Consider the following 22,183-nt stretch of genomic DNA (forward strand, 5'->3'; position numbering starts at 1 on the left):
CGCGGCGAATGCCGCGCTTTTCAGTATCACCGCTTCTGCTCACTAGGCTTTCTGATACAGACTGCTTTTAGGCGGTGGCGTAAATGCCGCGACCCACACCTGAATGTGTAAATTTGGGTAGCGTTTTTTGAGCCTTTTACTCAATGTATTCACGGTCACGCCGGTGGTGAGTACGTCATCGACGATTGCAACGCTGAAGTTGCTGCCATCTTTAATGCCTTGCGCTATTGCTATCTCATCATCGATACACTGCGTCGATAGACTAAATACACGGCTTGCGTTTTCGGCTCTCGCCATTTTGGATAAGTGATGCTGCACGCTAAAGCCCCGTCGTTTGGCCCACGACTGGTTAACTGGAACATTCAGCTCACTGCTTATGCTTTCACACAGAAGCGTAGCCTGATTGTAGTGCCGTGTAGCAAGTCGCCATGCACTAATTGGCACCGGAAGCAGCACATTGGGCACTGATAAAGTGCACTGTCGCATTTTATGGACAAACCAGTTACTTAATACTTTTCCTGCCGTAAGGGAATGCGTAAACTTTAACTGGTGAACCAGCGATGACATTGGCCACGTATGAAGTCCCAAAACGCGTAACGCGTCATAGTGGCTATGCTTGACGTGGCCTGCCACAGGGCCATATTGAAGTAAGTTACTTCCGTGCAACGTGGCATCGAAAAAAAATATGTCATCTTCACACCAGTGACATACTGGCGTAGGACTTGCCTGATAACATAGCAAGCATGAAAGGTTCATAGTGTTGATTCCATCAACTTCCTTGAATTGTCGAACGTCGACCTGTTTTCATTATTTCGTGTTGCCTCAAAAACACGTGACTGCCTAAGGAGGTGTAAATGGAAAGTTTGCATACAAACGGCGAGCTTGTCACCCGTACTCAGGGTACAGGCGTAGATGTGGTATTTCTTCATGGTTGGGGTATGAACAGCGGAGCGTTCACATCCTTTATTCCTTATTTAAGCGATAATTTTCGCGTCACCACCATAGATCTTCCTGGGTTTGGGGAAAATGCAGAGTTCGTCCCGTCACCGTATAACGTGGAAACATTGGCTCAATCCATTGTGAACCAGCTTCCAAACCAGTGTGTGTTGGTTGGGTGGTCATTAGGTGGCCTAGTTGCGCAAAAGTTAGCGCTGTTAGCACCAGAAAAACTTACCGGACTGGTAACGATTGCTTCAACACCTCGATTTATAGCAGGGCCTTGTTGGCCGGGTATTGCTGCCGATTTACTTTCAATGTTCGAGACTCAGCTTGAAAAGAACTATCAGAAAACACTGGAACGTTTTTTGGCAATTCAAGCGATGGGCAGCGAAACGGCAAAGCAGGATATTAAGGCGATCAGAGAACAGGTAACCCAATTCCCAGATCCCGCCGAGGAAGCGCTTAAGAAAGGTTTACGCATATTGTCTACTGAAGATATGCGTCAAGACGTGGGGCGAATAACTACACCCACGTTACGATTGTATGGCAGGTTAGATAGTCTAGTGCCGACCAGCGGAATAGATCGTATATGTGAGCTACATCCGCAGGCTGATACCGTTGTTCTGCCTCATGCGTCGCATGCGCCGTTTATTTCACATCCTCAGCAAACTGCTGACATTTTATTTCGCTTTGCCGCTGGCGTTTACCAGCAAAAGGCGTCTTAATAAAGCGATGACATGAAGCTTCAAACCGCGGCTTGCCGATAGTTTGAAGCTTTTCTTATCTTTGACAGCTTAATAAAAATCGCCTGCTTACAATAAGTTAATGACAGGGTGTGATACATGTCTTTCCATTTGTGTGAAATTGGTTAATAATTGCACATGAGAGGTTAGGGGTAGTGTATGACAAGTATTGATGGTTTAGGTGCAGGCTCTGCATTTGCAGCGGCTCAATATGGTTTACAAAATGCCAGCGACGGAATTTCGCAGGCAGCATCAAATATTGCTCAGCGAACTGCTGAGGATGCGGTAGCACCCGCTCAACCTATTGCGACCAATACCGACACAATAAACACGTCATCGAATTCAACGTCTACCTCCACGCGTCTCACTGACGACTTAATCGCGCTCAATGTAAACGAACGTAATGCCCAAGCCTCTGCCAAAGTATTAGGTGTTGCCGATGAGATGCTTGGTACCATCATAGACGTGCTTGCGTAGGTGGAACAGTTACGGTGAATATCGTTACACCAATCCTTAACGCCATTGCTTATCCCACGGCGAACATAAATACAGAGTCTGCACGTAGAGATAACGTGCAGCGTGAAACTATTCCTCAAGCGTCAGATTCCCAGCAAGGGGCTTCTCAAAAAGGCTTGGGGTCAGAAGCCGATAAAGCGAAGAGCCCCGGCCAGCCGCCAGCGCCGGTTACTTACGAACGCCCTCAGGTACAAACAGAACTTCAAGCTGCCTTTCAAAACGTATTTGGGCAACAGAAAGATAATGCGCAAGATGAGAGTGCAGGCAAGCAGGGCGCGCAAGACAGGCAACAAGAACAGCAAGAGAAACAAGACGCTGCTGAAATTGAGCAGTTAAAAGCCCGGGATCAGGAAGTGAGGGTTCACGAGCAAGCGCATGCTTCAACAGGCGGTCAGTACGCCGGTGCTCCGCAGTATGAATACACTACAGGCCCTGACAATAAACGCTATGTGACCGATGGCGAAGTGTCGATTGATGTTTCAGAAGAAAAAACGCCAGAGGAAACGCTGAAAAAAATGGAGCAAGTGCGCGCAGCCGCCCTCGCACCAGCTGAACCTTCATCACAAGATTTAAAAGTGGCTGCAGAGGCTTCTCAAAAAGCCACAGAGGCCCGTAGCGAGATTGCCAAAGGCCAAACAGAAACGGCTTCAGCAGGTTCTACCTCAGCACAAAGCAATGGCATTGTTGCAGACACTGGGGCAGCCGTGCAGCCCGATACAAATATAGGCACCGCAACCGATTCTATTGCGGATATGGTGTTAGATAATCAATCTTCATCAGCAGACACACAAGGCTTTCAGGCAAATGAGTCTAATGTGATGCAAACACGAATTGGCCGCATTCAAAATGCTTATTTGCAAGCTTACACCCCCTCTAGAGAAGGTTTATCGCTTCAAGCATGATAACGTGCAATTAACGCTAGCTGCTTAACATTGCACGAACGATTTAGCCCGTCATAGCTAAGGGCTAAATCGCGAAAAAAGCACTTTCACTTCCCTTGCATTGCCTTCAAACCAGCAGGCCCTAATAATCCAGTATTGCCTTTGTAAACGGATATTTAGGTGAGCCGCCAGTGATGTCTGAAAGTACCGAGTTCATGGTATCTACGTCGCTATCGAAGCCGCCGTGGGACGTGGCGGCGGTGGCATCACCTACTTTCCCCTCACTGTACTTAAACGTCACGTTAGGCAGCGGCTGATTAAACACAGCCATACCTAACAAGGGCATCTCTGGTTTGGATTCAAACGCATTTGATACTAAATAGAGCAACGACTTCTGGTAAATGCGCGCCACGTGGTCATCTTTTTCCAACGCTTCAGATAAGTTGTAAACCGTGGTCGATTCAATGTGTTTCCTTTCGATAAGCTCAGAGAGCTTTTCGTTGAATAAGGGGTAGCTAATGGCTGGAGCCAGTAAATGCAGACTCTTAATCGTTATGTTTTCATCAACTTTACACAGCCTAGATAGGCTGTGGGCATGAAAAATAGAGCCTGCCGAATGACCGACGACATGCAGCTTAATATCTGAATTGCCTTTCAAGTAGGCGGCCAATTGCGTTAGGAAGTACGTACCATCTGATGTGGTACGGGTAAAGGGCGTGCAAGCGTCTGATTTCATTTCTCGCCACAGTGCGCCGCCTACTTTACGTGTTGCCCATTCTAGTATGCGGTCAGTGTAGTCAGTGAAGGCTCCAACTTTGTTGCTAATCTCTTTATTCTTAAAGCCCAGAATATCCTTGAGTTCTTCTAGCATACCCGTGTCGTACATGAAGTGAATGGGGTAAATATCGTTTTTAAGAAAGGTGTCTTTCATTGCTGCAATGCGTTTAGCCGAAGCTTTTATGCTATTTAAGCCGCCGTGTGCATATAGCATTACATGGCGATGGTTACTTTCGGAAAGTTTTTCAATAATGGCATCGACGTGGTTTTTATTGCTCCAATATTTACTTCTGGTATCAAAGTGTCCGTCGTCGAAATGAACGAAGTGATCTTGAATGCTCACCCGTGGTGTGGAGCGAGAAAACAAACCCTGTGCAATAGAGCGCGTAGCCTGATGGTAAGTTCCTGTGCCTGAAATAGGAAGTGCGAGTTGAACAACCCATGCATCCATAACGTTTAACGCCCAGTCATCGTAACGCCAAAGTGCCAGCCCTGACTTCTTCCAATCCGTCCCCCAGGAGTTTTGGATCCAGAACCCTTCATCGTTATAGCCAACAATGGCAAACGCATGGCCACCCATGGGTTCAGGCCTTAGGCTTATTACATCACCTTCGCTATCTTTCCAGCCTTCATGAATTCTGGCAGAAACAAAGATTACGCCCACTTCGTTAAGCGCCGCATGAAAATCGCTAATTTCTCGTTCAATACGGTAGTACGCACCTAGCCTGTGATTGCTTGCATTGTTAGCAATAGCTAGGGTCATTTCAAATTCGTTGCTGTGCTTAATATCTTCAGTTAGTGACTCGTTACATACGCCACTGTTGTACCACCCCTTAATTGCACCGCGGCAGCTAGAGCCTTCATACGCTTCACCTAACCACTCATCATTACGTTTAGCCATGGCATAAAGCATCCACGGGCTAACAGTATGTTTTCGGCCTTGCTGACGGTAAATGAAATTAATGGTAGCGGCCAATGCAAAGCCGGTACACGCTCCATCTTTTCCTTGGTCTAAAATAACCAAATTGCCTGGCGGGTCGATAAAAGGCTTAAGTGGAGTAAGATTCGGTTGGTAATAACGATCCCGAAGGTCGGGGTAATCGGCGCTGACATTCAGCATGTTTTTTGAGACAGGCGAGTTCATAAAATCATCCTTTGATGAGGGCAGATAATCTTTGCTGTACAGTTGGATGATTACGCTCGTACACCAAAGGTTAGTGGCCCTTAGCTCATTATGGTTGTCCGAAAGTGCTGCCTAGAAAAAGGCTGTGGTCAAATGAGCAACATTACCTTCGTTAAACGTTAAGGCTCTAAAAGCATGTCAACGGCCTTGCTAAACGCTACCAATATACGAACTTCGGTTTCGGTGTGACCTACACCTCTTCATTATTTCGGTATTCTCTATTTTGGTGCTTTTGGTTAAAGAGTTTTTGGGCACATAAAATTTCTATGCGCCCGAACTAATGTACCACAATCTAATGTAGCAAAAACGGCAGGCTAAATGGAAGCGTGATACAAAAAGGGCCTGTCAGTGACAGGCCCTCTATAAGCAACAGTAAATTCGCTACTGTTTACTTTTTTGCTTTAGCAAATGCATCAGCAAAGGCGTTGCCCATGGCGCTGTTTTGAGGCTGGCTGTTGCGATTGCCGCCACCCTGATTTGAACGAGGGTTTGCTTTTGCGTTAGCACGCCCAGCCCCTTTACTTTGTGGTTTTCCTGCTGCTGGTTTACCGCCTGCATTATTGCTTTGACTCGGTGTATCGTCTAAGCGCATGGTGAAGGAGATACGCTTGCGAGGTACGTCAACTTCAAGCACTTTTACTTTGACGATATCGCCTGCTTTAACTACCTCGCGTGGGTCTGAGATAAACTTGTTAGTCAGTGCTGAAATATGCACCAGTCCATCCTGATGTACGCCTACATCAACGAACGCGCCAAAATTGGCTACGTTGCTAACCACACCCTCTAAAATCATGCCTGGTTTAAGATCGTTAATGGTTTCAACGCCTTCTTTAAACGCGGCAGTTTTAAATTCTGGACGAGGATCGCGGCCTGGTTTATCCAGCTCTTTTAGAATGTCTTTAACCGTTGGCAAACCGAATGCGTCGCTGGTAAAGGTGTCTGGCGACAGGCTTTTTAGCAGCTCGGTATTGCCGATGATGTCATTAACAGCAACAGCAGTCGTATCTACAATTTTATCTACTACTGGGTACGCTTCGGGGTGAACCGCAGAGGCATCAAGTGGGTTTGTGCCGTTTACAATGCGAAGGAAGCCTGCCGCTTGCTCAAAGGCTTTAGGCCCTAAACGTTCGACTTTCAATAGCGCTTTACGGTCTGGGAAAGCACCATTGATGTCTCTGAAATTAACAATGTTATGCGCTAGGGTTTTATTTAAGCCCGATACATAGCTCAAAAGCGCGGGCGATGCAGTGTTTAAGTCAACGCCAACGGCGTTTACACAGTCTTCAATAACACGGTCTAGCGACTTGCCTAACTGGCTTTGGCTTACGTCATGCTGATATTGGCCTACACCAATAGCTTTAGGCTCAATTTTAACCAGCTCTGCCAGCGGGTCTTGCAAGCGTCGAGCGATAGACACTGCGCCGCGGATTGACACGTCAAGGTCAGGCAATTCTTTTGAAGCAAGCTCAGAGGCTGAATACACCGATGCACCCGCTTCACTGACCATAATTTTTTGTGCAGTAAGCTCGCTGTTGTTCTTGAGCATTTCGCCAACGAGTTTGTCGGTTTCGCGTGAGCCTGTACCGTTGCCAATGCTGATCAAATCTACCTTGTATTGCTTGCACAAAGTGGTGAGCGTACGAATAGATTTATCCCACTGGTTTTGTGGTGCATGTGGGAATATGGTGTTGGTTGCGACCACTTTTCCTGTGCTGTCTACGACCGCTACCTTAACGCCGGTTCTCAAACCTGGATCTAAACCCATAGTGGTTTTTGCACCTGCAGGTGCAGCCATCAACAGGTCGTTTAAGTTTTTAGCGAATACCTCAATGGCTTCCTCTTCAGCGCGCTCACGAAGGGCGCTGAATAGCTCAGTTTCCATGTGTAAACCAATTTTGATTTTCCACGTCCACTGTACAACTTGAGCTAAGAAGTCATCTGCACCACGGCCGCGGTGCATAATATCGTAATGGCTGGCAATAATATGTTCGCAATGCGATGGGCCGTTGTCTTCTGACTGCGGGTCGGCATCTAGCTGAATGTGTAGCATGCCTTCGTTGCGGCCTCTAAACATCGCCAGCGCGCGGTGAGATGGTACGTTCTTGTACTTTTCACTGTGTTCGAAATAGTCTTTATATTTGGCGGCTTCTTGCTCTTTACCTGATACAACCGTGCTTTTTACATAAGCGTTTTCAGTTAAGTACTTGCGCACTTTTGCCAGCAGTGTAGCGTCTTCGGCGAAGCGCTCCATTAAGATATAGCGGGCGCCTTCTAATGCTGCTTTAGTATCAGCAATGCCACTATCTGCGTTAACGTATTCGCTTGCTGCACTTTCAGCATCGGTATCTGGGGTAGAGAATAAGGTATCAGCGAGAGGTTCAAGGCCTGCTTCAATCGCTATTTGGCCTTTAGTGCGTCGGCGAGGCTTGTACGGTAAGTACAAATCTTCCAAGGTAGTTTTGCTGTCAGCACTGGTGATACTGCTTTTAAGCTCGTCGGTTAGTTTGCCCTGTTCCTCGATAGATTTAAGGATTACATCGCGGCGCTCTTCAAGCTCTCGCAGGTAGGTTAAGCGCTGCTCCAAGGTACGCAGCTGTGTGTCATCAAGGCCTTGTGTCACTTCTTTTCGGTAGCGCGCGATAAAAGGTACGGTAGACCCTTCATCAAGAAGTTTAACAGCGGCAGTTACTTGCGAAGGTTGAACGCTAAGTTCATCTGCAATTTTATTGATAATCATAAGTCGCTCTAAGATACTAAAAATTCGCGTCAGGCAATGGCGAATAAACGGTGTGTGAAAGGCTTATATACACAGCGTCGGTAGTGAAAATAGGAGCGGTGAGTATATCACCGCGGTGTAGGGGAAGTCGTCTGATCATTGTGTTACAAATGGGTGATTAAATAGGGCATATTAGTGCTCACAGTTTGTCTGTTGCGTCGTACCAAATACGGTTTATCCACCACTCTTTCGTGCCCGTTTCGGTTTTTACAACAAACTCATCGTCTTCTTCTTTGCCAAGCAGTGCTCGCGCCATCGGAGAGTCGATAGAAATGTAATCCTTTCGGCCGAAAATTTCGTCGTAGCCCACGAGCCTAAGTTCCATCACCTTGCCCGCTTCGTTTTCAATTTCAACCCAGGCACCAAAGAAGACCTTACCCTCTTGCTGTGAATCGTAGTCCACAACCTTTAGGTTTTCCAAGCACTTGCGAAGATAGCGTACGCGGCGATCAATTTCCCGTAACTTCTTCTTATTGTACTGGTAGTCGGCATTCTCGCTTCTGTCACCAAGGCTCGCTGCCCAGGTTACCTTGCGAGTAATTTCAGGTCGTTCTTCACGCCACAAGAAATCCAGTTCTTGTTTAAGCTTTAAGTAGCCCTTTCGAGTGATAAGCGGTGTTTTCACAATGTCCTATAAATAATCCAGCTAATTACCCCTACTTTATGTGGGTAATAAGGCAAAACGCAATCTTTCTGTACGTCAAAAAGTGACAAAAGAGCCAGATTGAATAATTATTGAACATAAACCTTTCGTTTAGTGTCGTAGTATAAATAATAGTCAAACCATTAGGGGAAATGAATGCGTAACAGGATACCAATGTTGAACCGTCGAAGGTCGGGGAACGATCCGTTCCAAACCAGCGGTACTATCATCGGTTTTATGCTGTTTTTAAGTGGCGCGCTGTTATTGTTGTATGCCTTGCTTGATATCGTTGTTCGCTTAAATAGTATGCAAACCGTGATATATCTTATTTTAGGTTGTGCTATGTATAAGGTGGGTCAGTCTCTGTTAAATCATTTTGCTACGTTTAAGGTACACACAGAAAGACGGCGCGCCCCTCAGCGTTAAAACCTTTTGTTTTAAGCACCAAGTTTTAAGGCGAAATTGTTCCAAAAAGGCTTGGAATAGACCGTGAAATTTGGTCGATTTAGACTAAGCTTATTAGTGTAATTCGAGGCACCAAGCATATTGAATAACCCACTTTACTATTTGGGTACGCGCGTGGTGAAAACCCACTGGCTCGTAGGGAAAAGGTAAGCAAGGATCACGCTGACTCACTAAAACAAAAAAGCCGACGCTATGCGTCGGCTTTCTCTTTTTCTTAAAGCACTAACTTATTCCGTTGGCGCTTCTGCTTCAGGCTTAACCACTTCTAGCAACTCAACGTCAAAGATAAGCGTCGAGTTTGGCGTGATTGCGCCAGTAGAACGCGCACCATAAGCAAGTTCAGATGGGATATGGAAGCGATACTTTGCGCCTTCTTTCATCAATTGAACGCCTTCAGTCCAACCAGAAATAACGCGATTAAGTGGAAATTCTGCTGGCTCGCCACGCTTGTAAGATGAGTCGAACTCTGTGCCATCTAGCAAGGTGCCACGGTAGTGAACTTTAACCATGTCTGTCGCTTCTGGGCTTGCACCCTCGCCTTCTTCAAGTACTTCGTACTGAAGACCAGACTCGGTAGTTACCACACCTTCTTTCTTACCGTTTTCTTCTAGGTAAGCTAGGCCTGCTTCAATATTTTTTTCAGCGGCTTGTTCCGCCATTTCTTGCTGCTTAGCGCGAAGTACTTCTTCGCCTTGTTGAGCGATTTGCTGAATCTGCTCTGGCGTAAACTTAAGGGTGTCGTTTAGACCGTCTTTAAAGCCTTGTTGTAGCGCATCTTGGTCTAATGTTAAACCCAGTTGCTCTTGTTGTTCGGCACGGTTGCTAACGAACAAACCCATGCTTGCGCCCATGGCGTAAGCTTGCTTTTGCGTATCTGTCATTTCTTCTGCTGAAACAGAAGTTGTTTTTGCACTATCAGCGCTTGTAGAAGCGGCCTCATCAGATGTATTTGGCTGGCAAGCGAAAAGGCCTAGCGCAGCGATAGTAGATAAGGCAACGAGCGACTTCTGCATAAAAACGTCTCCATAAATTTTTATCATCATGCGTCTATGTCTATACTGCTGCATCCAAGGCAGTGTGCACGATAGTTAAAGATGCGTGATCCATGCTATGTTAAACCTAGCGTTTACAAAGCGAAACCCATTTGATTATGTTTAGGCCTCAAATGTTCCATAGAATAGCGTTACTCATCGTACTTATAGGTAATTCCATGGGATGCTCTGTCCCTGATAGTACGCCAATACAGCAGTGGCGTCATGTAGAAGAAGGCGCCTATGCCGCAGATATTTCTACCGACGGCACGTTAGCGGTGGTTTCTGGCGTGAATAACGGGGTAAACGTATGGCGAATTGGACAAAGTGATCCCCTTTATCACTGGAGCCACCAAGGTGAAGGTGACAACCTGGTCATGTCAGTGCACATTAGCGCCGACAAAAGCTATGTTGTGACCGCTGACCGAGAGGCGTTTGCCTTATGGAGTCTGGAGACCGGCGAGCCTGAAGGTTTTTGGCGCATTGACGAGTCATCAATTAGAGATGTGGTGGTTACCAATAATGGTAACGGCATATTGGTGGCGCGCTCAAATGGCAAAGTTATGTACTTTGAACCTCGTACTTCGCGTCGACTAGAGTTTTTAGGGCATCAAGAAAAGGTTAACTCCATTGATATTTCCCCTAACGGTAAGTTCGCATTGACGGGGGGCAACGATTACATAGCGTATTTATGGAGCACTGACACTGGGCAAATAATTCATACATTCACCCACCCCACGCGAGTAACAAAAGTAGCGCTTGATGATGAAGGCCGCTTTGCTTTTACTGCGGACAGCCAGAGCAAGTCGCAAGTGTGGAATGTGCAAACCGGGCAGCCTGTGGCATCCCTCAAATATGCAGCGCGTCAGAAAATCTTCACAGACGTTGAGTTTTCCAAAGATGGTCAGTTTTTACTAACAGGCTCTCCCGCCAGAAAAGTATACCTGTGGGATTTGGAAACTGGCGAGCAAGTGCAATCCATTCAGGTTGCTTCACGAGAGTCAGTTTCACCACCAACCGCAGTTGTGTATGGCGTCGCCTTCCTCCCCAATGATAATATATTGTCCATAAGCAGTAGTGGCCTTGCCGAAGAATGGCAACGAGAGAGATAGAGAATTTACATGACAGATAAAAGCGCTGAGCATTTACAACAGCAAATAGATAGCGCGAATAGCTATATCGAAGAGCTTCAAACTAAAGTTGCGTTTCAGGAGCACACCATTGAGGCGCTAAACGATGCGCTGTCTTCGCAACAAAAGCAGCTTGACGATTTAGCCTTTAAAGTACGCCATGTCGTTGACCGCGTTAAGTCTATCGAGCCGTCTAATATTGCTAAGCAGTCAGAAGAAACCCCGCCTCCGCATTACTAGAACAATTGAAGCGCACTAGTAATTGCAACGCGGTATTCATTTGGATCACGTCCATTGGCGATGACACTTATTGCGGGGCGCTCATCGTGGGGAGAGGCCTGTGAAGACATCAAAGGCGCTTCGTTGATGTGCAGTAGTGTTGAAAAAACATCACGCTAGTTCATCTTGTTATGAGTTAGGCGAAGTCTTCATTTAGCCAGAATATACATTTGAATTACACTTGCGCCCCGATACAAAGGCTTCAGCAAAAAGAAGCCTTTTTTACTATTTAAGAGAGTGAGTTATGAGCGATTTTGATATGGATGCGTTTGATAGCATCGATTTTGACTCTGTTGAGCAGTCAGTAGCAGAGAAACAGGCTGAAAAAGACAAGCAAGAGAGTCAAGAGATTGAAGGTATGCGCGACGGCGCCAACGACTGTGGCGATAGCTGTACTATTTAAGCGCGCTCAGCGGCGAGGGCTCTTAATTTTCAGAGCCTTCCGGCGCTTCCAACTTATCCAGCTCGAGTCTATCCAACTCTATACTTTTCTCCACATCGCCGTTAAAAGCCTCGATAAATGCATTTTTTAAAATCGCGGTAAATGCCTCCCATGTTTGGGTGTCAGGGCTTGATAAATCGCCTTCAACAGGAATGCGTGTGGCAATTTGGTCTTCGCTTTGGTTTTCAAACAGTTCGGTGACAAACGCGGAAATGGCTTCGATACTGCCTTCAATAAAACCATCGCCGTCACGTTCAATGTCACCCTTCCAAGAAAATACCTCCACATTATGCAAAATGGGTTTGATATAGCCTTTTACTTTCCCTTCATTAGACGCCACTTCGGCCGCAAGCGTGAGGGTGCCGGCTTCCAGATCAAACGGTGCGTAGGTATCAAGTAGGTTCTTAAAGTTCACTAGCCCAACGTTGTCAGCTTGAATATCAACGTCAAATGTGGGGGCTGTTGTTGCGGGGTTGAGTTTAGCGTTTAAGGATATCGTGCCCTGCTGTGCCGTTTGTCCTTGCGCTTTGGCCGTTGCTACACGTGAGTCTGACAAGTTATCGCTATTCACCAAGTTATTCACTTCAAGCTGAATATCATGAAGCGCAATGTCGATAGCCGGAGAAGTATCGGGGTTGTGGAAAGCGACTTTTCCTTGGTTAATAGTTAGCTTATCGATGCGTAACGGGAAGAGTTGGTCGGCGATAGATAACCAGTTTTCATCCTTACCAGACTGGCTTCTCTCCTCCGTGCTGCCGTCTACAAAATTAATCTCGGGGGAATTAACAATGACTTTTCCCACCGCTGCACCTTTGAAAAGCTGTGACCATGAAAGCGTAAACTCCACATAGTCAGCTTTAAATAGCGGTCTATCTACTTGCCCGTTCGCCTTATAAAGCAAAACATGTTCTAAACTGTATGCGCCGCGCCATAGCATTAAATCTACATCGCCCACGCGGCCGTTATACTCTTTTGACTGACTCAGCGTCGTGTTGATGTATGACGCTGCGGCGTAAGGCAAGTAAAGTCTTATGGCAATAAGCGTAAGCAACAAGGCTATAAGGACATAGCAGACACGTTTTTTAGCATGTTTCATATTCACTCCTTTGCGAAGGAAATACAAAAATTATGCCTGAGCAACCTCTTTTGTTAGGTAATGAGGATACCCAGTGTTGGCGTGGCATGAAGAGACGTTTGCAAAAAGCCTGAGCACAGCGTTGTAAGGTGTTACACAGGCTTAACGGTAAGATTTACTGAGACGTGGGTAGGAATGTTAGTGCGGTTTAAAGATGCCAATCACATTTTCGTTTGAGCGTGTGGCGGCACTCACCTTTTCATCAGTTTGCGCTTCATTGTATCCACACGCAACGCACTCCAACTTTTCTACGTTATTTTCAAAATATAACGAAATCGTATCTAGCTCTTGGCATTTTGGGCACGTAGCCCCTGCAACAAAGCGGCGTTTTACACGTTTTGACATACATACACCTTTGGAGAATTTCGCGATTATTATACCTTGAAATGGTAAGTGTTGATCAGCTTTTACCTTAAGTTTTTGATATTATACGCGCCCTAGTTTGTTCCATCACAGGTTACTCATGATAAAGCTTTCAAATGTATCGCTACTTCGCGGTCGCAAAATGTTGCTAGAAGAGGCGTCGGCGCAGGTTTTTCCAGACCACAAAGTAGCGCTGATTGGCAGCAACGGCTGCGGAAAGTCCACGCTTTTTGCACTGCTGAGAAGTGAGTTAAGTGTCGATGCTGGCGACTGCAGCGTACCGAATGACTGGCGAATTGTAAGCGTGGCACAGGAAACGCCAGCAACTGACCGAACTGCGATAGACTATGTGGTGGACGGTGACAAACATTTACGTAATCTACAGGCGCAATTAGAAGCCGCTGAAAAAAGCGGCGACGGTGTAAAGATTGGCCAAATTCACGGGCAGCTCGAGCAAGCGGGAGCATACGACGTGGAAGCTCGCGCAGCGACCATTCTGTCGGGTCTTGGGTTTACCAATGTGCAGTTAAGCGCACCAGTTAGCGATTTTTCAGGTGGCTGGCGTATGCGCCTAAACCTAGCTCAAGCGCTACTTTGTCCTTCAGACTTACTGCTGCTTGATGAACCTACTAACCACTTAGACTTAGACGCCGTTATTTGGCTAGAGAAATGGCTTCAACGCTATGCGGGAACGCTATTGCTGATTTCTCACGATAAAGCTTTTATCGACAACACGGTTGCGCAAATTATCAGTGTTGAACAACAGAAGCTTATCACCTACACCGGTAACTACTCGTCTTACGAAACCCAGCGCGCTGAACGTATTCGCTTGCAAAACATTGAATATGAAAAGCAGCAGCAAAAAGTAGCGCACCTCAATTCGTTTATTACCCGGTTTAAAGCTAAAGCGAGTAAAGCTAAGCAAGCGCAAAGTCGTATTAAGCAGTTGGAGAAAATGGAAACCTTGTTGCCAGCCCATATGGCAAGCCCATTTAGCTTTTCTTTTGCGCCGCCGTCGGCACTGCCAAACCCGCTTGTGCAAATGGAAAAGATACAGCTGGGTTACGACGACCATATTGTGCTGCAACAGGTGAAACTCAATTTAGTACCTGGCAGCAGAATAGGTCTTCTAGGTCGAAACGGGCAGGGTAAGTCTACGCTAATCAAACTATTGGCGGGTGTGCATGCGCCAAAACAAGGTGTTTTTAATACGGCTAAAGGCCTTAAGATTGGTTACTTTGCTCAGCATCAGTTAGAAACATTAGATGCTAACGCTACTCCGCTTCTTCATTTGCAGCGTATTGACGAAAAAGCCACCGAGCAGCAACTTCGCGACTACCTGGGTGGATTTGGATTTAATGGCGATGAAGCATTAGCGCCCGTGGCACCCATGTCGGGCGGTGAAAAGGCGCGCTTAGTATTGGCGTTAATTGTTTATCAGAAGCCTAACTTATTGCTGCTGGATGAGCCTACCAACCACTTAGATTTGGAAATGCGCCATGCGCTAAATATCGCGCTTCAAGGTTTTGAAGGCGCCATGGTACTGGTCTCGCACGACCGCTTCTTACTCTCCTCGGTATGTGAAGATTTCTATTTGGTAGACAGTGGCGAAGTTGAACCATTTAAAGGCGACTTGGACGACTATCGCGACTGGATTTTAAAACAGCAGGCAGCGGAAAAAGCCAAGGCCAACAGCGACGCCAAAAACGAAGAGCAACAAGAGACTGGCGCGCAGAGTAAGCCGGAACGCAAATTAGATCGTAAAGAAGAAAAACGCCGTGAAGCCGAGTTTAGGCAAAGGGTTGCGCCACTTAAAAAAGCCATTGAAAAACACGAAAAAGCCATGGAAAAATGTGGTGCTGCTTTGGCTGAGGTGGAAGCGTCACTTGCCGATACTTCGCTTTACAGCGAAGACAAAAAGGCGCAGCTTATGGGCCTACTCGACAAGCAAACTCAACTTAAGCAACAGCTTGAAGAAGAAGAGATGGCATGGCTAGATGCCCAAGAGCAAATTGAGCTAAAACGAGAAGAGTATGACAATGCCAACGCCTAATATCGAAAACCGCGCGTTTTGGGAGTATAGCGTTTCTCGCTATACCAAAGGTGATATGGCTCCCCTTGCGCTTTTACTGCAAGACAACCACAAGGTTAATGTAAACGTTCTCTTGCTGATTTGCTGGTGTTTAGAGAATAATGTCATCATTAATTTGCCACAGCTTAAGGCAGTGATTGCGGCATCCAGTGCGACCGAAGAAAAGTTACAGTATCACCGTGCAAGGCGAAAGGCTGCGAGCCCCGAAAAAGGCGGAGACCAAGCAGAATATGACGCACTCAAAGCACAAGAGCTAGAGCTTGAAAGACAGCAGCAGCACGATATTGTTGCGTCGTTCAACGAGCAGCCAGTCACGCATCTGGGTCAGGGGCAATCTGTATCGTCTAACGTATTTAACGCGTCTATCGCAGCGTTTATAAATGCATACGGACTGCGAGACAACAACGAGGCGCGCCAACTAGTGAGCCTAGTGGTTAACCAACTATCGTAAAAACACAATAAGAAAACAAAATGAGTAAATCAGCGCTATCGCATGGAAAGATAATAAAAAGCAGCTTTAAGGTGCCAGGGTGGGCGAAGAACCGTCATGTGCAAACCATATGGCCGCGTTTTATTCAAAAGCGGTTGCCTTTGTCTTACGACATGGAGCGCCTTACATTACCGGACGATGACTTCGTCGATGTGGCGTGGGGGCCAAAACCGCAGGAAACATCGGGTATCGTGGTGATGTTTCATGGTTTAGAAGGCAGTATTAAGTCGCATTACGCGAACGATATGATGGCGCAACTTTCTGTGAATGGTTGGCAAGTGGTGATGATGCACTATCGCGGCTGTAGCGGCGTGCCAAATTTAAAAGCGCGGGCGTATCACAGTGGAGAAACAGAAGACCCCAGCTTTTTCTTAGAGTGGCTTCACGATAAATTTCCACGAATTCCTAAAGTGGCCATCGGCTTTTCCCTTGGCGGCAACATGCTATTGAAACTGTTGGGCGAAAACCCTGCGCAAAAGTGGCTTAAGGCAGCGATTGCCATTTCTTCACCTCTTAAACTTTCTGAATGCGCTAAATCAATTAACCAGGGTTTTTCTCGCGTATATCAAAAGTATTTACTTACTAGCATGAAGGATACGCTGCGTAAGAAAATGGAGTACATCGATTATCGCAAGCTTATACAGCTAACAAAATCTGATGTGGAAGAGATCACCAGCTTTACCCAATTCGACGAGAAGATCACAGCGCCGCTTCACGGCTTTGCAGACGCTCAAGACTACTATGAAAAGTGTAGTGCGTATCACTTTTTAAGCGCGATCCACTGTCCTACACTGGTATTGCATAGCATTGATGACCCCTTTATGAATCACTTAATTGTGCCTAAGGAAGAAGAGCTTGCGCGCAACGTTACCGTGGAGCTAAGTGAACGAGGCGGTCACGTTGGGTTCATGCAAGGTTCTATATTAAATCCTAAAGTATGGCTGCACGAACGGGTGAAACGTTTTGTAAGTGAAGCCTTACCTGTAAATACTACGTGTCGTTATGTCAGCCGCTAATGTTGATGTCCTAATAATTTACCCAAACGCTTTTTATCAGGAGTGTGAATGATAATCCCCATTGACGCGCTAGAAGCCGATACGCTTTATAGCTTGGCTGAGTCTTTTGTTCTGCGAGAGGGCACGGACTACGGCGCTGAAGAAGTTGCGCTAGATGTGAAAGTGCAGCAAGTGTTAAACAGACTCAAGTCGGGTGAGGCGGTGCTGGTCTATTCAGAGCTTCATGAAAGTGTAGATATCAAAAGAAAAGAAGATATTGAGCCAAACGAAGCTGAAGAACAATAGACACAAAAAAGCCGGGTCGAGCAACCCGGCTACCTACCTGAGGAGAGGAAGGCTTAAAACGCGTAACGTGCAGTTACCTGCATAATGTCTAAATCATCAATGATTCTGTAGTTTGCACCCACAGCCCATTGTGGCGTGATGTAATAGTTAGCGCCTACTCTAAATGTCGCTTCACCATCGTCTACATCGTAGTAGCCAACTTCACCCGCCAGCTCTACCTGCTCTGTGATCATCGAGCGAAGGCCAGCATTAATGCTGTAACCTGTTTCGTCGTTTACGTCACCGTCAATACGCTCTAAGTTGGCACCAAAATACGCGTCTGTTGTCGCGTTAACAGGTAAACGGTAACCCGCACCTAGTGTCAGCATATCAAAGTCAAAGTTGCCCTCTTCAAAGAAGCTATACTCGCCGTTCAGGTACCAGTTGCTGTTTAATAGGTATTTACCGTTAACGGTTAAACCGTCTGGTTCAAAAGACTCATTGTCGTCAAAGTCCATTTTGGTGTAACCACCTTCTACGTAACGCCAGTCAGGCTTGTCGGCCATAGCTGTAAGAGGAAGTGTTGCCGCAGTTAGTGCTGCTGCAATAAGTGTGAATGATTTACGCATGTGATAACTCCTTAGTATGTTCAGTAACCCACCTTGTTCATCGTGAATGTTCTCGATTTGCAAACCCGAGCGCAGGTCAGCGCTTAACAGCGCGCTACAAAAGGCTACTTGGTTGATGAACACAAAGCCGTACTTGCCTTCATGCCATCTTTATTATTTCCGTTAAGAAATAGTGTCCGATTTATTTATCAACATGATGAATAGCAAAGCGTTTGCCAACTTCGTACTAAATCACTATTTTGATATGTCTTAATTTATCTATGTAGCTAATATTTATAGATAAAATACGACTGGCTTTTTAGAGGCTACACATTTGAAATGTTCAAAATCAAAGTTTGATGTATTCCTAGTAAAACGTTGGCACATAAAACTGTCTCTAAAAAACAACAGTTATCCTTTTGTCTAACTCATCGGACATTTTTACAAGCCAGTGTTCTCCAATAATCCACAATGTGTGTGTTTGTAAAGCATTGTAAATTATGAAAAATATAAAAAATAACGGCGACTATTTCGTGTTGGAACAGCTTTTGCTCAAGTCTCTGTGTGTTATCCAACATTCACTTTAGCCCTTCGGCAAGGAATTCGGTTTTTCACGATATTAGTGGATAAAGAAAGGAAGAGAGCGCCTTTCTCGCGTGGCTTCAATCAATACCGTTTTTGTAAAAGACGCTTTTCAGTAAGTAAGGCGTGTAGCGAGTTGTTGATGGTCATCTGGATAACCATTGTTTTCATAAGGAGAGGACAAATGGCTAAGCCAGTTTCAATTTTCGGTAAAGATTTACAAACGAATGTGCGCCAGCGCAATAAGCTGTCACACCTTCTTTTAGCGATGAGCAGTGTCATCGCATTATTTGCGTTTCAACAAGCCGGTGCAGTTGAGGTTAACAACGACAATCAGCCTCAAAAAGCATCGCCGGTTCTTCAGTCAATTATTGATGCTGCACGCCAGTCAGCGACAGAGAGCTACGAGCAGGACGATCACGGGTTAAACAGCAAGCTTAAAGAAATTGACTACACCACGTATCGTTCAATTCGCTTCAAGCCCGAGCAGAGTCTTTGGCATGGCGAGAATGACTACGAACTGCAGTTTTTTCACCCGGGTTTTTTATATGAATACCCTGTCACTATCCACACTATTGGTGAAAGCAATAAGCCTGAACGCCTAGCGTTCAACAGTGACATGTTCAACTACGACGGGTCTGCGTCGGAGTTAGCTGGTCTAACGGACGAAAAGTCAGGGTTTGCTGGATTTCGCGTTCACTACCCTATCAAGAACGAAGAGTACAAAGACGAGTTTGCTGTATTTTTGGGGGCATCATACTTCCGTCTTGTAGGTAAAAATCAAGTGTACGGTATCTCTGCACGAGGTCTTGCTATTGATACGGCGCTAGCTAAAGGCGAAGAGTTCCCCCACTTCACTGAGTTCTGGGTCATAGAACCGAGTGAGGGTAAGCCTATTACTGTTTATGCGCGTCTTGAAAGCCCTTCTGTAGCGGGAGCGTTCAAATTTGTTATACAGCCTGATATTGATACCAGCGTTAAGGTAGAGAGTTGGTTATTTGCCAGAGATGACGTGAGCAAGCTAGGCATTGCACCATTTACCAGTATGTTCTTGTATGGCGAGAACACAGAAAAGCGTCATGACGACTATCGTCCAGAGGTGCATGATAGTGACGGTGTACTCATGGTAACTCACGCTGGTGAAGAAATTTGGCGCCCGCTGACTAACCCTGCACGCCTTCAAGTCACGTCACTTAGCGACGCAAACCCTAAAGGATTCGGCATGCTTCAACGCGACGGTGAATGGGATAATTACCTCGACGCAGAGGCTAATTACCATATACGCCCGGGGCTTTGGGTGACGCCAGAAGCAGGTTTTGAGAAAGGCCGATTAGAAGTCGTCGAAATTCCGACTAAATCCGAAATTCACGACAATATCGTGGCATTTTGGACGCCTGAAAAGCCATTCAATTCGGGCGAATCACTGTATTTCGCTTACGAGCTTAAAACCGTAGAACAAAATCCGTTTGTCAGTGAACTGGCCTCAGTTGTACGTACCCGCCAAGGCAAGGCTGTGTTGCCGGGTGACGAGTTTAAAAACGACAGTCTAAATACGACACGACAGTTCAGCGTGGACTTCAGCGCGCCTTCTGCCATTGCTTTTGATAACGAGTCGATGAAGTTGGTGGTACAGGGTACTAACGGCACGATTTCTCAGCAGCGACTTTACCCCGTTGCTGATGGACAAGAGTGGCGGGCCACCTTCTTTGTTAAGCCGAAAGAAAAGCAGACGGTAGATATGCGCGCTTACATAGAGAAAGACGGTAAACGTGTGAGTGAGGTTTGGAATTATGTCTACCAACCAAAATAATCGCGCTTGCATAACGGTATCGGACGAGGCTAAAGCCGTGCCTCAGGTTAAAAGTGATGGCACTGCACGTGCTTCACACTTCATCTTAAAAGGAGAGCATATGCGTTTGTTTATCATGGCAATGCTAGTTATTCCAAGCACGGCACTGGCCGGTTGGAGTTTGTACGAGATCTTTTTACCTAACGGCCTTACCAACTTAGAGATTGCACAGTTGGGGTTGGGGCTAACCCTGTTCGCATGGTTGTGTATGGCGTTTTGGACAGGCATTATCGGTTTCTTTTTGCAGCTTTTTAACATTGACCCGCTAAGCTTGCGCAGAAATCAAACGCCTCCTGATACTTCTGTGTCATTAACGCAAAAGCACGCCGTGGTTATGCCGGTTTATAACGAAGACACCCGCCGTATCATGGTAGGATTTGAAGCCTGTATTCGCGAGTTGATGGAAAGTGAAAACAGTTCGAAATTCGACTTTTTCATGCTTAGCGACACCCGCGATATGGAAAAAGCGGATGCAGAGCTACGTGCCTTTTCCCGATTGAAGAAACGTTTAGGTGCGTTCTCTAGCCAAGTGTTTTACCGTCGTCGCGAACAGAATCTGCACAGAAAAGTAGGTAACCTCAAAGAGTTTTGTGAACGCTGGGGGGCAAACTACGAGTCGATGATCGTGTTAGATGCTGATAGCGTGATGAGCGGTGAGCGCATGCAAGACTTGGCGCGTCGTATTGAGCAAAACCCTGATACGGCGTTAGTACAGACCATTCCAATGCCGGTACGTCAAAACACCTTCTTTGGTCGTTTTGTGCAGTTTGCTGCTCACCTTTACAGCCCAATGTTGGCGACAGGTCTATCGTTTTGGCAAACAGACAGTGCAAACTATTGGGGGCACAATGCCATTATTCGTATTGCACCATTTATGCAGCATTGCGGGCTACCTACCCTCGAAGGACGCGCGCCTTTTGGTGGTGAAATTTTAAGTCATGACTTTGTTGAGGCTGCGCTACTGCGCCGTGCTGGCTGGCAGGCCTACTTGCTTACCGACACCACGGGCAGCTATGAGGAAGTGCCAAGTAACATTGTTGACTACGCGATTCGCGACCGTCGTTGGGTGCAGGGCAACATACAGCATTTAGGGTTATTGAACGTTAAAGGTCTTAAAATGGCAAACCGCCTGCACTTCTTATTTGGTGCGTTTGCGTACATCTCTTCACTCATACTATTTTGCATGTTGGCGCTAGGTACAGCAGATGCGTTAATTCGCGCCACGTCAGTGCCAGAGTTCTTCGTGTCTGAATACCAGCTTTTCCCTAGTTGGCAGGTAGCGCGCCAAGACATGATGATGGTAACCATGTGGGGTACGGCGGCGTTACTATTCTTGCCTAAACTTCTCGGTATTACCTTAGCTTTAATAAAACGTCGCGGCGAATTTGGTGGCGCGTGGTCTTTGCTTAAAGGGGCAGCAATTGAATTAACTATGGCCGTGCTTATTGCGCCGCTAATGATGTTCTATCACAGTTATTTTGTGATTAGCGTTTTTGTTGGCCACTCTGTTAAATGGGAAGCGCAAGAGCGTGAAGGACGCAAAGTGCCATGGAAAGTTGCAATTAAACACACGCAAATTATGAGCTGTTTAGCGGTAGCGTGGGGCGTAACGACCTTCTATTTCACCCCGTCGCTATTTATGTGGTTGTTACCTGTATTGGTAGGCATGGTGTTAGCGGCGCCGGTTATCCGCTTAACAAGCAGCGATAAACTAGGCATAGCCATGCGTAAGTGGGGCGTGTTTGTCATTGACCAGGAAGTGAATGAGTGTAAAGCACTTAAGCGTTTACGCGTTGCAATGGGGTATTTCGCTATATCACAGCACAAGGCAGAAGTACCTGCGCTTCCTGATAACGTGTGGCAGAGCATGCCAGAGCAAGTACTAAGTCAAAAGCCATTGCCTATGCGCCACAGGCTTCCTAACAGCGCATAATAGACTCACAGTAGATATCAAAACAAAAAAACCGCACATGTGTGCG

At 46.3% G+C, this 22,183-nt stretch carries 21 protein-coding genes; 13 read left to right on the top strand and 8 right to left on the bottom strand.

The window, feature by feature from the left end; all coding sequences use genetic code 11:
* Nucleotides 1-42: 42 nt before the first annotated feature.
* A complete protein-coding gene (locus ACFI6L_RS07560) occupies nucleotides 43-756 on the bottom strand; it encodes a ComF family protein (RefSeq protein ID WP_014951367.1) in 714 nt (237 codons plus the stop codon).
* Between the two features lie 98 nt (nucleotides 757-854).
* On the opposite strand from ACFI6L_RS07560, the gene bioH reads away from it, so the two are divergent.
* The 3 genes from bioH (at nucleotide 855) to ACFI6L_RS07575 (ending at nucleotide 3,100) form a co-directional block, all read left to right on the top strand.
* A complete protein-coding gene (bioH, locus tag ACFI6L_RS07565; RefSeq protein WP_014977794.1) occupies nucleotides 855-1,664 on the top strand; it encodes a pimeloyl-ACP methyl ester esterase BioH in 810 nt (269 codons plus the stop codon).
* A 177-nt stretch (nucleotides 1,665-1,841) separates the two neighbouring features.
* The gene (locus ACFI6L_RS07570) at nucleotides 1,842-2,159 is read left to right on the top strand and encodes a hypothetical protein (protein ID WP_014951365.1); all 318 of its coding nucleotides are present in this window, start codon (nucleotides 1,842-1,844) and stop codon (nucleotides 2,157-2,159) included.
* A 14-nt stretch (nucleotides 2,160-2,173) separates the two neighbouring features.
* The gene (locus ACFI6L_RS07575) at nucleotides 2,174-3,100 is read left to right on the top strand and encodes a putative metalloprotease CJM1_0395 family protein (RefSeq protein ID WP_061486835.1); all 927 of its coding nucleotides are present in this window, start codon (nucleotides 2,174-2,176) and stop codon (nucleotides 3,098-3,100) included.
* Nucleotides 3,101-3,221: 121 nt separating this feature from the next.
* Here ACFI6L_RS07575 and ACFI6L_RS07580 read toward each other — a convergent pair whose 3' ends face one another.
* The 3 genes from ACFI6L_RS07580 to greB form a co-directional block, all read right to left on the bottom strand.
* Nucleotides 3,222-5,000 (bottom strand): C1 family peptidase, encoded by a 1,779-nt coding sequence (locus ACFI6L_RS07580; protein WP_371342171.1) that lies wholly within the window; start codon nucleotides 4,998-5,000, stop codon nucleotides 3,222-3,224.
* Nucleotides 5,001-5,427: 427 nt separating this feature from the next.
* On the bottom strand, nucleotides 5,428-7,776 hold the full coding sequence (locus ACFI6L_RS07585) for a Tex family protein (RefSeq protein WP_462573700.1): 2,349 nt from the start codon (nucleotides 7,774-7,776) through the stop codon (nucleotides 5,428-5,430).
* A gap of 178 nt (nucleotides 7,777-7,954) precedes the next feature.
* Complete coding sequence (greB, locus tag ACFI6L_RS07590) at nucleotides 7,955-8,440, bottom strand: transcription elongation factor GreB (RefSeq protein WP_014951337.1); 486 nt, start codon at nucleotides 8,438-8,440, stop codon at nucleotides 7,955-7,957.
* A 174-nt stretch (nucleotides 8,441-8,614) separates the two neighbouring features.
* On the opposite strand from greB, the gene ACFI6L_RS07595 reads away from it, so the two are divergent.
* Nucleotides 8,615-8,884, top strand: a complete 270-nt coding sequence (locus ACFI6L_RS07595; protein ID WP_170826521.1) for a hypothetical protein — start codon at nucleotides 8,615-8,617, stop codon at nucleotides 8,882-8,884.
* A gap of 266 nt (nucleotides 8,885-9,150) precedes the next feature.
* On the opposite strand, the gene fkpA is transcribed toward ACFI6L_RS07595, so the two are convergent.
* On the bottom strand, nucleotides 9,151-9,936 hold the full coding sequence (gene fkpA / locus ACFI6L_RS07600; RefSeq protein WP_014951335.1) for an FKBP-type peptidyl-prolyl cis-trans isomerase: 786 nt from the start codon (nucleotides 9,934-9,936) through the stop codon (nucleotides 9,151-9,153).
* 197 nt (nucleotides 9,937-10,133) lie between these two features.
* On the opposite strand from fkpA, the gene ACFI6L_RS07605 reads away from it, so the two are divergent.
* From ACFI6L_RS07605 to ACFI6L_RS07615, 3 genes are all read left to right on the top strand, one after another.
* Nucleotides 10,134-11,066 (top strand): WD40 repeat domain-containing protein, encoded by a 933-nt coding sequence (locus ACFI6L_RS07605; protein ID WP_168463679.1) that lies wholly within the window; start codon nucleotides 10,134-10,136, stop codon nucleotides 11,064-11,066.
* 9 nt (nucleotides 11,067-11,075) lie between these two features.
* A complete protein-coding gene (locus ACFI6L_RS07610) occupies nucleotides 11,076-11,324 on the top strand; it encodes a SlyX family protein (RefSeq protein ID WP_014980717.1) in 249 nt (82 codons plus the stop codon).
* Nucleotides 11,325-11,607: 283 nt separating this feature from the next.
* The gene (locus ACFI6L_RS07615; protein WP_012520154.1) at nucleotides 11,608-11,766 is read left to right on the top strand and encodes a hypothetical protein; all 159 of its coding nucleotides are present in this window, start codon (nucleotides 11,608-11,610) and stop codon (nucleotides 11,764-11,766) included.
* 22 nt (nucleotides 11,767-11,788) lie between these two features.
* On the opposite strand, the gene ACFI6L_RS07620 is transcribed toward ACFI6L_RS07615, so the two are convergent.
* Nucleotides 11,789-12,901 (bottom strand): DUF748 domain-containing protein, encoded by a 1,113-nt coding sequence (locus ACFI6L_RS07620; protein ID WP_462573701.1) that lies wholly within the window; start codon nucleotides 12,899-12,901, stop codon nucleotides 11,789-11,791.
* Between the two features lie 177 nt (nucleotides 12,902-13,078).
* Complete coding sequence (locus tag ACFI6L_RS07625; protein ID WP_012520152.1) at nucleotides 13,079-13,285, bottom strand: YheV family putative zinc ribbon protein; 207 nt, start codon at nucleotides 13,283-13,285, stop codon at nucleotides 13,079-13,081.
* Between the two features lie 118 nt (nucleotides 13,286-13,403).
* Here ACFI6L_RS07625 and ACFI6L_RS07630 point away from each other — a divergent pair, with 118 nt between their 5' ends.
* Genes ACFI6L_RS07630 through ACFI6L_RS07645 form a run of 4 tightly spaced genes read left to right on the top strand, consistent with a single transcriptional unit; the run spans nucleotide 13,404 to nucleotide 17,186 of the window.
* On the top strand, nucleotides 13,404-15,356 hold the full coding sequence (locus tag ACFI6L_RS07630) for an ATP-binding cassette domain-containing protein (protein WP_462573702.1): 1,953 nt from the start codon (nucleotides 13,404-13,406) through the stop codon (nucleotides 15,354-15,356).
* Nucleotides 15,337-15,846 carry a TIGR02444 family protein gene (locus ACFI6L_RS07635; protein ID WP_014977787.1) on the top strand — a complete coding sequence of 170 codons (510 nt, stop codon included), beginning with the start codon at nucleotides 15,337-15,339 and terminating at the stop codon, nucleotides 15,844-15,846. The genes ACFI6L_RS07630 and ACFI6L_RS07635 overlap by 20 nt, the downstream gene beginning before the upstream one ends.
* 20 nt (nucleotides 15,847-15,866) lie before the next feature.
* On the top strand, nucleotides 15,867-16,901 hold the full coding sequence (locus tag ACFI6L_RS07640) for a hydrolase (protein ID WP_039221438.1): 1,035 nt from the start codon (nucleotides 15,867-15,869) through the stop codon (nucleotides 16,899-16,901).
* A gap of 48 nt (nucleotides 16,902-16,949) precedes the next feature.
* On the top strand, nucleotides 16,950-17,186 hold the full coding sequence (locus ACFI6L_RS07645; RefSeq protein ID WP_061486828.1) for a YheU family protein: 237 nt from the start codon (nucleotides 16,950-16,952) through the stop codon (nucleotides 17,184-17,186).
* Between the two features lie 53 nt (nucleotides 17,187-17,239).
* Here the strand turns inward: ACFI6L_RS07645 and ACFI6L_RS07650 are convergent, their stop codons facing one another.
* Nucleotides 17,240-17,794 carry an outer membrane beta-barrel protein gene (locus tag ACFI6L_RS07650; RefSeq protein ID WP_014977785.1) on the bottom strand — a complete coding sequence of 185 codons (555 nt, stop codon included), beginning with the start codon at nucleotides 17,792-17,794 and terminating at the stop codon, nucleotides 17,240-17,242.
* A gap of 745 nt (nucleotides 17,795-18,539) precedes the next feature.
* Here ACFI6L_RS07650 and ACFI6L_RS07655 point away from each other — a divergent pair.
* Together ACFI6L_RS07655 and mdoH are read left to right on the top strand one after the other, a co-directional pair.
* Nucleotides 18,540-20,165, top strand: a complete 1,626-nt coding sequence (locus ACFI6L_RS07655) for an OpgD/OpgG family glucan biosynthesis protein (protein ID WP_462573703.1) — start codon at nucleotides 18,540-18,542, stop codon at nucleotides 20,163-20,165.
* Entirely contained in the window at nucleotides 20,146-22,137 is a 1,992-nt protein-coding gene (gene mdoH, locus ACFI6L_RS07660; RefSeq protein ID WP_462573704.1) for a glucans biosynthesis glucosyltransferase MdoH, read from the top strand. The genes ACFI6L_RS07655 and mdoH overlap by 20 nt, the downstream gene beginning before the upstream one ends.
* Nucleotides 22,138-22,183: the final 46 nt, after the last annotated feature.

The sequence above is a fragment of the Alteromonas sp. G4i35 genome (assembly GCF_054960375.1).